General features: G+C 70.2%; 11 protein-coding genes and 1 pseudogene. 6 read left to right on the plus strand and 6 right to left on the minus strand.

The window, feature by feature from the left end:
- Positions 1-88: 88 nt before the first annotated feature.
- Positions 89-916, plus strand: a complete 828-nt coding sequence (locus tag A9W96_RS00995) for a family 16 glycosylhydrolase (RefSeq protein WP_066863428.1) — start codon at positions 89-91, stop codon at positions 914-916.
- On the opposite strand, the gene A9W96_RS01000 is transcribed toward A9W96_RS00995, so the two are convergent.
- A complete protein-coding gene (locus A9W96_RS01000) occupies positions 917-2,434 on the minus strand; it encodes a glycosyltransferase family 39 protein (protein ID WP_156765066.1) in 1,518 nt (505 codons plus the stop codon).
- A 156-nt stretch (positions 2,435-2,590) separates the two neighbouring features.
- On the opposite strand from A9W96_RS01000, the gene A9W96_RS01005 reads away from it, so the two are divergent.
- From A9W96_RS01005 to A9W96_RS01015, 3 genes are read left to right on the plus strand one after another with little or no spacing between them, the layout of a single operon-like run.
- Positions 2,591-2,896: a hypothetical protein gene (locus tag A9W96_RS01005; protein ID WP_066863422.1), complete on the plus strand. Its 306-nt coding sequence runs from the start codon at positions 2,591-2,593 to the stop codon at positions 2,894-2,896.
- A 52-nt stretch (positions 2,897-2,948) separates the two neighbouring features.
- On the plus strand, positions 2,949-3,623 hold the full coding sequence (locus tag A9W96_RS01010; protein ID WP_066863418.1) for a GAP family protein: 675 nt from the start codon (positions 2,949-2,951) through the stop codon (positions 3,621-3,623).
- A gap of 49 nt (positions 3,624-3,672) precedes the next feature.
- On the plus strand, positions 3,673-4,344 hold the full coding sequence (locus tag A9W96_RS01015; protein ID WP_066863446.1) for a GAP family protein: 672 nt from the start codon (positions 3,673-3,675) through the stop codon (positions 4,342-4,344).
- Here the strand turns inward: A9W96_RS01015 and A9W96_RS01020 are convergent.
- Positions 4,332-5,105 (minus strand): hypothetical protein, encoded by a 774-nt coding sequence (locus A9W96_RS01020; RefSeq protein WP_066863415.1) that lies wholly within the window; start codon positions 5,103-5,105, stop codon positions 4,332-4,334. The genes A9W96_RS01015 and A9W96_RS01020 overlap by 13 nt on opposite strands.
- Positions 5,106-5,133: 28 nt before the next feature.
- Here A9W96_RS01020 and A9W96_RS01025 point away from each other — a divergent pair.
- Positions 5,134-6,628, plus strand: a pseudogene (locus A9W96_RS01025) (bifunctional phosphatase PAP2/diacylglycerol kinase family protein).
- On the opposite strand, the gene xylB reads toward A9W96_RS01025, so the two are convergent.
- From xylB to A9W96_RS01045, 4 genes are all read right to left on the minus strand, one after another.
- Positions 6,625-8,019: a xylulokinase gene (xylB, locus tag A9W96_RS01030; protein ID WP_067137436.1), complete on the minus strand. Its 1,395-nt coding sequence runs from the start codon at positions 8,017-8,019 to the stop codon at positions 6,625-6,627. The pseudogene A9W96_RS01025 and the gene xylB sit on opposite strands and share 4 nt — an antisense overlap.
- Positions 8,016-9,419 (minus strand): mannitol dehydrogenase family protein, encoded by a 1,404-nt coding sequence (locus A9W96_RS01035; protein WP_067137438.1) that lies wholly within the window; start codon positions 9,417-9,419, stop codon positions 8,016-8,018. The genes xylB and A9W96_RS01035 overlap by 4 nt, the downstream gene beginning before the upstream one ends.
- Positions 9,420-9,467: 48 nt before the next feature.
- On the minus strand, positions 9,468-9,782 hold the full coding sequence (locus A9W96_RS01040; protein WP_369806912.1) for a DUF732 domain-containing protein: 315 nt from the start codon (positions 9,780-9,782) through the stop codon (positions 9,468-9,470).
- A gap of 183 nt (positions 9,783-9,965) precedes the next feature.
- A complete protein-coding gene (locus A9W96_RS01045) occupies positions 9,966-10,304 on the minus strand; it encodes a DUF732 domain-containing protein (RefSeq protein ID WP_066876405.1) in 339 nt (112 codons plus the stop codon).
- 497 nt (positions 10,305-10,801) lie between these two features.
- Between A9W96_RS01045 and A9W96_RS01050 the strand changes: the two genes are divergently transcribed.
- Complete coding sequence (locus A9W96_RS01050; RefSeq protein ID WP_067137440.1) at positions 10,802-11,338, plus strand: hypothetical protein; 537 nt, start codon at positions 10,802-10,804, stop codon at positions 11,336-11,338.
- Positions 11,339-11,377: the final 39 nt, after the last annotated feature.

Genomic DNA, 11,377 nt, shown 5'->3' on the forward strand with positions numbered 1-11,377 from the left:
CCGCGTGGTTTCATAACACCGTTTGCGAGAGTTGCCTGGGGAGATCGCGCCGAGCTTGACGAGCCGGCTTTAACGATTGGTGGTTTAGATGGATCGTCGCAGCATGATGTTGATGTCGGGCCTCGGCATGATCGGGGCTGCGATGCGCTTGCCGGGTGCCTGGGCCGCCCCATCGGGCCCTTCGGTGCCGGCCGCACCGGCGGCGGGCGGCGGCGGCTACATCTTCGCCGACGAGTTCGACGGCCCGGCGGGTTCGGCTCCCGATCCGGGCAAGTGGACCATCCAGACCTGGCAGGACGACGTGTTCCCGCCGGTCGCCGGGATCTACCGCGACGACCGCCGAAACGTGTTCCAGGACGGCAACTCCAATCTCGTGCTGCGCGCCACCCAGGAAGGTGACACCTACTACGGCGCCAAACTGCGCGGCAACTTCCGCAGCATGATCAACCAGACCTGGGAAGCGCGGATCAAACTGAACTGTCTGGAACCGGGCCTGTGGTCGGCGTTCTGGGGTGTGAACGAGGACCCGCTGCCGGACGGCGAGGTCGACCTTTTCGAGTGGTACGGCAACGGCTCGTGGCCGCCGGGCACCACGGTGCACGCCGCGTCGAACGGCAAGACGTGGGAGGGCAAGTCCATCCCCGGCATGGTCGACGGCAACTGGCACACCTGGCGAATGCACTGGGGCGAGGACGGATTCCAGTTCGCCCGCGACGGGGCGCAGTACTTCACCGTGCCGAACAAACCCATCCACGTCCACGGCGGCGCCCCGGACGACTTCCGGTGGCCGTTCAACAATCCCGGTTACTGGATGACGCCCATGTTCACCCTGGCGGTCGGCGGGGTCGGTGCCGGCGATCCGGCGGCGGCCACCTACCCGGCGGACATGCTCGTCGACTGGATCCACATCTGGTGACTAGCGCTGGGCCTTGAGCACCTGGACCAGGTTGAACTGCCAGCGCTCCACCAGGCGGAAGCCCAGGTCGTGCGGCACCGCGAAGGCGGTGCTCGCCCAATAGACCGGGCCCGGCGGCAGCGCCGGACCCTGTTCGTGCGACGGCTGCGACGGGTCGGCCTGCGTGATGATCCAGACGACGCCGCACTGGCTCAACGGTCCGGCCACCACCTCGGGGATCAGGTTGGTGTCGAACACGTCGTTGCGGTCGGTCGCCCGCTGCCACAGCGTGAGGTCGATCAGCTTGCGATAGGCAGCCGGGCGCGCCGCCAGCAGCGGCCGCATCGGGGCCGGCATGAACGTCACCGTGTCGTTGACCAGTAGGCAATCGCCCGGTGCGGCCTTCGCGGTGATCAAATCGGCGACCTGGCTGTAGTCCATACCGTATTTGGCATACGGGTTACGTTGCACCCGAACATAATTGGGCGCGGCGGCCACGGCGAAAAGACCGACGAGCGCCGCTGTCAGCCACGGTTTGGCGGCCACCGCGCCGGCGCAGACGCCCAGGATCAGCGCCAGCGCGGGCGCGGTGAAGCACAGGTAGCGCGGGGTGTAGATCGGATGAACCAGCGCCGAATACGTCACGATCGCGGCCGTCGGTGCCGCGAGCCACCCCGTCGTCAGCACCAGCAGCCGGCGCTGCGACTCCGCCAGACGCGCGGACCCGCTGAGCCACAACACGATTGCCGCGCCGATCAGCAACGCCGACAGCACGGCGAACGGCGGGCATCGTTCGAAATACTGTTGCATCACCACGTCTTCGATGGTGCGGTGGCCGATGGGTGCGACCCAACTGATCTGGTGTGCCTGCCCGGCGACCGTCATCAGGAACGGCAGCAGCGCGGCTACCGCGAGCACCGAGGCAATCGCGAAGCCCGCCAAGGACGTTCGGGCGCGGTGGAAGACGCCGATGAACACGGCATACGCCGCCAGCAGCAGGGCAAGGTACGCGTCGAGCACGACCGAGCAGGCCAGCGCGACGGCATAGGCCAGCCACAGCCAACCGGTGTCGCGGCGCGCGGCGTAGACCAGCAGGACGGTGAGCCACACGGCGGCCATCATCGACATGGCGTACGGGCGCGCCTCGATGGCCGCCCACGTGGTCCGGGGCAGGATCGCGCAGAACAACCCGGAGGCCACCGCGACGGTACGGGACGAGAACTGCTTGCCCAGCACGACGACGCCGGCGGCCGCCGCCCCCACGGCCAGGGCGCTGGGGGCGCGCGACCAGAACTCGGTGGGCGGGAAGACCTGGAACCACCCGTGCATCAGCAGGTAGTACGAACCGTGGACGGCGTCGACGTTGCCCAGCATGTGCCACATCTGGGTCAGTGACCGGCTGTAGGCGGCCGAAATGGTGGCGGCCTCGTCGTACCAGAATGAGGGCCGGGCGGCGCCGGCCAGGCCGACCGCGACGGCCAGCACGGCGACGAGCAGCGGATCCAGCGCCGCCGCGGCCGCCGGGCGGCGACCCTTCAGCAGGCCGCGGCGGCTCGGTGATTCTTCGGTGGTTTCGATGCTCACCGAACCGCCCGGGACGTCGCGGTTTGGCTGAACACACCGCTATGTTGCCAGAAGCGAACCGGGCGAACCTGGGGGCTCAACGAGCCGCTCATTCGAACGTATGATCGATCGATGGGTCCGCTCGCGTCGATCGGGTACAACGGCCAACCGGTCCGCAGCCCGTTTCGGGTGGTCCGTCCGGCGGTCGCGGTGCTGGTCGACCTGACGGTGCTTTTCCCGCGCGAGCCGCACCGCTCGGGCCGGTATCAGCCCAACGGGCTGCAGCTGCACAAGGTCGTCGAGGGGTGGCTGAGTTGCTGGGGCCTGTGCGAGCAGGGCGACTGGTGGGGGCTGGTGACCTATCCCGTCGCCTACGGGGCCAAGCGCCGAACGGTGACGCACTGGGTGCCCGCCTGGACGCTGCGCCGCAAAGGCTGACGGCCGCGGTGATGACCGCATGAGCGCCACGCCAATGCGATGATTGCTGCCCGTGGACGCAAGTTGGGCCTCGGTCCTGAGCAAACTCGTGGCGTTGGCGGCCGTCATCGCCCTGTCGCCGATCACGGTCATTCCCGCGGTGCTGGTGCTGCACGCGCCCCGGCCGCGCCCGGCCAGTCTCTCCTTTCTGGGCGGCTGGCTGCTGGGCCTGGTCGCCCTCACCGCCGCCTTCGTCAGCGGGTCGGAGTTGCTCAGTGGCTTCCACGCGACTCCGCCGAAATGGGCGGCCTGGGTGCGGCTGGCCTTCGGCGTGGCGCTCCTCGCGCTGGCCGCCTATCACTGGTTCACCCGGCATCGGCAGCGCAGCATGCCGCGCTGGATGCGGTCGTTCTCCACCCTGTCGCCGGCGCGCGCCGGGGTGATGGGCGCGGTGCTGGTGCCGGTACGGCCCGAGGTGCTGATCCTGTGCGCGGCCGCCGGCCTGGCCGTCGGCAACAGCACCCTGAGCGCCGGCGCCCAGGTGATTGCGGCCGCGATCTTCGTCGTGCTCGCCGCGTCGACGGTCGCCATCCCGGTCTTGGCCTACGTCGGCGCCGGGGACCGCCTCGATGATGCCCTGGAACGTCTCAAGGCCTGGATGGAGGCCAACCACGACGCGATGATGGCCGTCATCCTGTTCCTGATCGGGTTGATCGTGCTCTACAACGGGATTCGCGCGCTGGCCTGATCGGCGCGTTTCGGTGTCGCACCGGCACGGCAATGGCAGGATGCCGCCCATGGCAGGAAGCTGGGGGACGGTGCTGACCGGCCTCGTTCCGCTCGGACTGGTCATCTCGCTCTCTCCGCTCACGGTCATTCCGGCGGTGTTGGTGCTCCAGGCGCCGCGGCCGCGGCCGAGCAGCCTGGCGTTTCTGGGCGGCTGGTTGCTGAGCCTGTCCGCGCTGACGGCCATTTCGGTGGCGGCCTCCGGTCTGCTGGGCGGCTTGGACAAGGCGCCCCCGCGATGGTCGTCGTGGCTGCGCGTGGTGCTCGGTTCGGCGCTGATCGTCTACGGCATCTACCGCTGGCTAAACCGGCACGGCCAGGCCGAATCCCCGGCCTGGATGCGCTCGTTCGCCAGCATCACCCCGGCCCGGGCCGGGGTCCTCGGCGCGGTGCTGGCCGTGGTCCGCCCGGATGTGTCGCTCATCTGCGTCCCCGCGGGGCTGGGCATCGGCACCAGCGGGCTCGGCCTCGCCGGTGACTGGGTGGCCGCCGCCTTCTTCGTGGCCATCGCCGCTTCCAGCGTCGCCATCCCGATCCTGGCCTATGCCGCGGCCGGCAGCCGCCTCGATGACACGCTGGCACGCCTGAAGGACTGGATGGACCGCAACAACGGCGCCCTACTGGCGGCGGTCTTCGTGGTGATCGGCGCAATGGTGCTCTATCACGGGGTTCACGCCCTGTAACCACCGTCGGCCAGGCCCGCGTCCTCCTCGAACCCGTTCACCGCGCCAAAGGCCAACTCGCGGAACAGCTCCCGGCCGTAGCCGGTGAGCATGCCCAGATAGCCGCGGTCCGCCCACTGCGCGGCGTGCCGCTCCTCGTGGTGCAACACCCGATCCAGGTCGAGGCGACTGGCGCGGGGGGTGCCGGCCCGGTCGAGAAACCAGGCGCACCCGGACGAGACGATCCGGTGCAGCTGGCCGCCGGGGTCGGCGACCCTGCCCACGTTGACCAGGAAGATGTCGCCCCAGGTGGTGCCGCCGCGCTGGCTGAACAGCCGCTGGACCCAGTTGCCGCCCAGGCCCATGAGCATGCCGTTGGGGGTGGCGACCAGGCGCCCGCCATTGCGGTGCACGAACGCGACGTCGCGGCTGTAACTCCAGCGATTTGCCTTCTGCCGGGCCATGATTCGAGCCACCTCGGCGGCGCCGTAAGGGGTCGCCGGAAAGTCCGTGGGCCGCGCGCCCGGTTTGCCGTAGCCGGTGTCCGCGTTGAACACATAGGTCATCAGCGCGGCGTCGCGGGCCCGCGCACCGTCGGCGTAGGCGGGGATGAGGAAGAACGATTTGCCGTGCGGGTCGATGAATTCGGCCATGCCCTCCAGCACCCCAAAGCGCGCGGCGGTGATGCCGTGCCGGCGGGCGATCTCGGCGACGACGGGCGCGGCCACGCCGCGGCGATCGGCGTTGTCGCGCCATCTGCTGCAATAGCCGTGTGCGTCCATGTCTTCGGACCAATTTAGGGTGTAGCGAATGAACAGGGGGCCCTGGCAACGCGCACGCGGCATCAAACAGATCACCCGGGGACTGGGCACGCTGGATCGAGAGCTGTTCGATGCCATCGCCGAGACCGACACCCCGCTGCTGGACACGGTGATGCCGCCGCTGACCCGGGCGGCCGACCATTCCAAGCTGTGGGTGGCCATCGGCGCGGCGCTGCTGGCCACCGGCCGCCAAAGCGCGCAGCGCGGCGCGACCCGCGGCCTGGTGACGCTGGCCGCCACCAGCCTGGTGACCAATCAGATCGCCAAGCGGATCCGCCGACGGCCCCGACCCGGCTACGAGCTGGTACCCCTGGTCAGGCAGGTCCGTCGCCGCCCGACGTCGAACTCGTTGCCGTCGGGGCACTCCGCCAGCGCCGCCGCGTTCGCCATCGGCGTGGGGCTGGAGAACCCGCCACTGGGCTTCGGCCTGGCGCTGCTCGCGGGGCTGGTCGGTCTGTCACGGGTGGTGACCGGCGCGCACTACCCCGGCGACGTCATCGCCGGGTTCGGCATCGGTTCGGGCCTGGCCGTGCTGGGCGGCCGCCTCGTCCCGCCGATCGTCGAAACCGCCCTTCCGCGAACGGAACCGCTTCGCGTCGCGGCCCCGCAGCGGCCCGACGGCGCCGGCGTGGTGCTGGTGATCAACCCGGAGTCGGGCAGCGGCACCGGGGCCCGGGTCGTCGACGAGGTGCGTGCCGCGTTACCAAAGGTGGACATCCGCGAACTGGGTCCCGACGACGACGCGGTGCAGGTGCTGCGCAACGCGGCCGAAGGCGCCGATGCTGGCGGTGGGCGGCGGTGACGGCACCGTCGCGGCCGCCGCGGGGGTGGCCATCGACGCGGGGTTGCCGCTGGCCGTCTTTCCCGCCGGGACGTTCAACCATTTCGCCAAGGACATCGGCTGCGACACCGTGGCCAAGACGGTCGACGCGATCCGGCGCGGCCAGGTGGCCTGCGTGGACCTGGTGTGCCTCAACGATTCTCAGATGATCCTCAACACCGCCAGCATCGGCGCCTACCCGGCGTTCGTGCGGCGGCGGGAGAAGCTCGAGAAGCGCATCGGCAAGCCGCTGGCCGGCCTGTACGCCATGCTGCGCACGCTGCGCAAGGAGCAGCCCGTGCGCATCCGCTACGACAACAAGACGCTGCTGACATCCCTGTTCTTCCTGGGCAATTCGCTGTATCTGCCGAGCGGGTTCGCGCCAGCGCGCCGGACCCGGATGGACGACGGCCTGATCGATGTGCGCATCCTCGAGGCCGGGCGGCACTGGGCGCGGACCAGAATCCTGACCGCGCTCGCCCTGGGGCGCCTGGAACGCAGCCCGCTCTACCACGAGCTGCAGGTGCCCGAATTCAGCTTCAGCGCCGTCGACGGACCCACGGTCATCGCCTGCGACGGCGAGGTCCGCGAGAAATACGACAAGGCCAGCTTCAGCGCGAAGTACCGGGTGCTGCCGGTGTTTCGGCCGCTGACCGGCGACTAGGTGGCTCCCTCGGTGAGGTCGCGCACCCGCGCGTAACGCGCCGCCACCTCGGGCGCGGGGTCCGCGGTGAATTCGGTGGTGGGCGGCGGATTCCACGCCGGCGGTCCGGGTGATCCGCTCAACGCCCACGCGGCCTGGCGCGCCGCGCCCAGCGCGACGTACTGGGCCGGGGCGGGGACCAGCACCGGCATGCCGAACACCGTGGGCGCGGCCTGGCGCAGCGCCCGCGATTGCGCGCCGCCGCCGACCAGCAGGATGCGGCGCACGGCGACGCCCTGTGCGGTCAGCCGCGCGAGGCCGTCGGCCAGTGAGCACAGCAGCCCTTCCACCGCGGCCCGGGCCAGGTTGGTCGGCGTCGCATTGGACCCCCGCAGCCCGTGCAGCGCCCCGGTCGCGTTGGGCCGGTTGGGGGTTCGTTCGCCCTCCAGGTAGGGGACCAGTACCAGCCCCGCGCTGCCCGGCGGCGCCGACAGCGCGAGGCGGGACAGCTCGTCGTGGTCGACCCCCAACATGGCGGCGGCCGCGTCCAGCACCCGCGCGCCGTTGAGGGTGCACACCAGCGGGAGGTAACGTCCGGTGCCGTCGGCGAATCCGGCGACGAATCCCGTGTCATCGCGGACGGGATCCGCGGTAACGGCGGCCACCACTCCCGATGTCCCGATCGAGACCATCACGTCGCCCTCTTCGGCACCCAGGCCCAGCGCGGCGGCGGCGTTGTCGCCCAGGCCGGCGCCGAATGTCGTTGTGCCGCTGACGGTTCGGCCTGCCGGTCCGAGCACGCTCGGCAGCCCTGGGCGCCGGCCACGCAGGGCCAGTTCCAGCAGATCGGACCGGTAAGTGCCGGTGGCGGCGTCGTAGTAGCCGGTGCCGCTGGCGTCGCTGCGATCGGTGCTCAGCGCCGCGACGTCGGCGTCGCCGCGCAGGCGCCACGTCAACCAGTCGTGCGGTAGGCAGACCGCCGCGGTGCGGTCGGCGTGGTTTGGCTCGTGGTCGGCCAGCCAGCGCAGCTTGGCCACCGTGATCGCGGCCAGCGGCACGACGCCGACGGCCCGGGCCCACGCCCGCGCGCCACCCAACTCGTCGACGAGTGCGCGCGCGGCGTCGGCCGAGCGTACGTCGTTCCACAGCAGCGCGGGGCGCACCACCCGTCCGGTTGCGTCCAGGCACACCATGCCGTGCTGCTGCGCGCCGACGGCGACCGCGTCGACGCCGTCCAGGCCACCCGCGGCCGCGATGGCCGCTCGGGCGGCGGATTCCCATGCGGCAGGGTCGATTTCGGTGCCGTGCGGATGGCTGGCGTGACCCTCGCGGACCACCCGGCCGGTGGCGGCGTCGCACACCAGCACCTTGCAGGACTGGGTCGAGGAGTCGACGCCCGCGACCAGGGTCACGGTGCGTCGGCCCCGATCAACGCCCGCAGGGTGGCCCGTGCGCCGTGCCGGTACAGCGAGTCCAACGCCCACACGTAGGCCTCGCGAAAGCGCTCCTGGTCGACGAGGTCGCCGAAGACCGAACGGTTGGCCAGGAATGCGACGGGGTCGTCGCATTGCGAGCGGGCGAGCGGGACGAGGGCGTCGGCCAGGCGGTCCACCACCTCGATCGGCTCGCCCTGTTCGTCGACGGCCTCGGCGTAGCGCGCCCAGCTCGCGACGATCGCCGCGGACAGCCGCACCGCCCCGCCGGTGCGCAGGTTGTCGCGCACCACCGGCAACAACCACTTCGGGATGCGGTCCGAGGAGTCGGCGCACAGCCTGGCGACGGTGTCGCGGATGTGCGGGTTGGCGAAGCGCGGCAGCAGCCCGGCCCGGAACTCGTCGAGCCCCGGAATGCGCTGCAGCGTCGGCATGGCCTCCGAATCCATATAGCGGGCAACGAATTCCGCGATCACCGGATCCTGGGCGGCGTCGTGCACCAGCCGGTATCCGGCGAGGTAGGCGAAATAGCACAGGCCTTGATGCCCGGCGTTGAGCAGCCGCAACTTCATCGCCTCGTACGGCGCCACGTCGTCGACGAGTTGTACCCCGGCTTGATCCAGCGGTGGTCGGCCGTCGGCGAAGTGATCCTCGACGACCCACATGGCGAACGGTTCGGCGATCACGGGCCAGGCGTCGGTCACCCCGAATTCGGACTCCAGTCGCTCGAGCACGTCGGGCGTGGTCACCGGGGTGATCCGGTCGACCATCGAGTTGGGAAAGGTGGTCTTCTCGCGCATCCATTGCGCGAGTTCGGGATCGACCCGCTCGGCGTAGGAGATGAACACGCGTCGGGCCACGTCTCCGTTGCCGGCGATGTTGTCGCAGGAGACGATCGTGGGGGAGGGCAGGCCGCGCTCGCGGCGCCGGTTGCACGCCTCGGCCACCAAGCCGAACACCGCGGACAGGGGTGGCTGATAGCCGCCCTCGGTGATGGTGAGCGAGATGATCCGGGTGGCGGGCGCGGCCAGCAGCTCGATCACCGACTCGGGATCGTCGGGCGCATAACGATAATCGACGATCGAGCCGATGACCCGCGGTTCCCGCGTGCCGTCGGGGTGCTCGAGGATCAGCGTGTAGAGGTGGTCCTGGCCGCGCAGCGCGTCGCGCATGCGCTCGTCGCCCGGCAGCACGCCGACCCCGCAGATGCCGAAGTCGCGGGCGAGGCCGTCACCGAGCAAGCGGTCGATGTACATGGCCTGATGCGACCGGTGGAACCCGCCGACGCCGAAATGCGCTATGCCGACGCCGATCTGGCTGCGGTCATAGGTCGGGACCGGGATCTTCAGGCCGGCCAGGTTCCGTGCGCTCAGCTTCACTCGAGTGTCACCCTAGCGCGGACCGGGCTGCCCGCCGCTAATTCGCCGTCAGGCGTTGGGGCACAGGTCGCGCAGGGCGAAGATGACGACGTCGGCGGCCTGGCGGCCGTTGATCCCGCCGGTGCCCTGGTCGGCGTCCGAGCGTTGCAGCGCCAAGCCCTCCAGCTGTTGCGGAGAGGCGCCCCACGAAAGCTGCTGGCATAGGTCGGCGCCCATCTGTAAGAGCTCCGGGTCGCCGCCGTTGACGGCGTGGATGCCGGCGTTGTGCAGGTCGTTGATGAAGGCGGCCCCGTCGGCCCGCGCCGGGCCGGCACATAGGACCCCGGCCAGCAAAAGTGGGCCACTGGCCAGCGCCGCGCTCATCAACCGGCCATATCGCCTGCGTGCCGCCATCCAACCTTCTCCTTTATGTCTGTGCCCGATGCGGATGATGCACTTTTACACAAAAGTGCGACGACCCGCTGCGCAAAGAATTCGGGAGAGTGAATAGTCGGCGAAGAACGGCCGGCCGCTAGGCCGCCGAAGTGTGGTGGGTCGAGGTGGTCTCTAGCTGGGGCACAGATCGCGCATGGCGTAGACGACCACGTCGTTGGCCTGTTGAGCGCTGAGCCCGCCGGAGCCCTGCTGGTCGTCGGAGCGCTGCAGCGCCAGGCCTTCGAGTTGCGCCGGAGGAGCGCCCCACGATATTTGCTGGCACACGTTGAGGCCGGCCTGCAGCAGGGCGGCGTCGCCGCCCGTGACGGCGTGGACCCCGTCGCGGTGCATGTCATTGAGGAAACCGGCCGCGTCGGCTTGGGCTGGGCCGGCCCAGACGAGACCGGCGAGAAGCGGGCCGCCGAACAGGGCGGAACCGATGAACCCGGCGGCGAGACGACGTGGTGACATAGCCCCTTCTCCTCTTTTCGTCAACAGTTCTAATCTCGATGTTAACTTCTCCGTAACCTTCGAATCGATAACTGTTCACCAACAGTTTCCTGTGAACGACCTGCGCAGAAATAAAGTCCGTGAGATTCGAAGTCGGTCCGGCCACGCATCCGGTCGGCTCGGGTCCGGTCGCGTCGGGGCGCTTAGCACGCGGCAGCGGACGGGCACGCGGTTTCGCTGCAAAGGACACGCGCTCAGGTGCGCGACCGAGGGCACGAATCGCTGACTGCGGCTGCCGCGCAGGCGTATTCGCGCAGGTCGATCGGTGTATGCCGGGGCTGTTCCGATTCGTGACGCCGTTGTGACGTCACCATTTGGAAACGGCGCGGTGCGGCGTGGCGCGTGTCGCGCGCCGGCTGCTGACAATTGGCGCGGTCGTGAAAAGCGGCCTCGGTACGGCTAGGCGGGCCTGCTGCACCAAGTGATTGCGGAAATAGCTGAGCGTGAATAAAGGAGAGTTGACGCTGATGGCGATCGTCGATCGGTTCAACATCAAAGTAGTTGCCGGCGCTGGGTTGTGCGGAGCTGCTATCGCGTTGAGCCCCGACGCGGCGGCCGCCCCGCTGATTACGGGCGGCCACGCGTGCATTGAGGGGCAGTCAGGCGAGGTGGCGCCGGCCGCAGGTGGCCCTGCCGCGGGCGCCGGAACGGCGGCCGCGGGCGCACCGGCCGGTGGCGTGTGCGCGGCGCCCATGACCGACATGTCCGGTGTGCCCATGGCGGTGCCGGGGCCGCTGCCGATCGGTGCGCCGGTGCCGATCGTGCCACCCCTGCCCCTCGCTCCGCCGGTGCCGGTGGTGCCGCCGGTGCCCGTCGTGCCGGCCGGCGCGCCGCTGATCGCCCTGGGCGGTCCGGCGGCCGCCGGCGCTCCCCTGGAGGCGGCAGCTCCGATCATCGACATGTCCGGGGTGAAGGATGCGCCCGCCGGCCCGGCGCCCAGTGGCGGGCCGACGGCCGGGCAGCCGATTCGCCCCGGTCCTTCGGGCGCGAGCTGAGGCCGACTCAGCTTCGAAAACGGGCCGGGCCCGCTGGTG

This window comes from Mycobacterium sp. 1245852.3 (genome assembly GCF_001669335.1).
GTDB classification, from domain to species: Bacteria; Actinomycetota; Actinomycetes; order Mycobacteriales; family Mycobacteriaceae; genus Mycobacterium; species Mycobacterium europaeum_A.

What these genes read in the sequence shown, in the direction of transcription:
- A9W96_RS00995 (WP_066863428.1), top strand. Translation starts at nt 89, where the DNA reads ATGGATCGTCGCAGCATGATGTTGATGTCGGGCCTCGGCATGATCGGG.
- A9W96_RS01005 (WP_066863422.1), top strand. Translation starts at nt 2,591, where the DNA reads ATGGGTCCGCTCGCGTCGATCGGGTACAACGGCCAACCGGTCCGCAGC.
- A9W96_RS01015 (WP_066863446.1), top strand. Translation starts at nt 3,673, where the DNA reads ATGGCAGGAAGCTGGGGGACGGTGCTGACCGGCCTCGTTCCGCTCGGA.
- A9W96_RS01020 (WP_066863415.1), bottom strand. Translation starts at nt 5,105, where the DNA reads ATGGACGCACACGGCTATTGCAGCAGATGGCGCGACAACGCCGATCGC.
- A9W96_RS01040 (WP_369806912.1), bottom strand. Translation starts at nt 9,782, where the DNA reads ATGAGCGCGGCGCTGGCCAGTGGCCCACTTTTGCTGGCCGGGGTCCTA.
- A9W96_RS01045 (WP_066876405.1), bottom strand. Translation starts at nt 10,304, where the DNA reads ATGTCACCACGTCGTCTCGCCGCCGGGTTCATCGGTTCCGCCCTGTTC.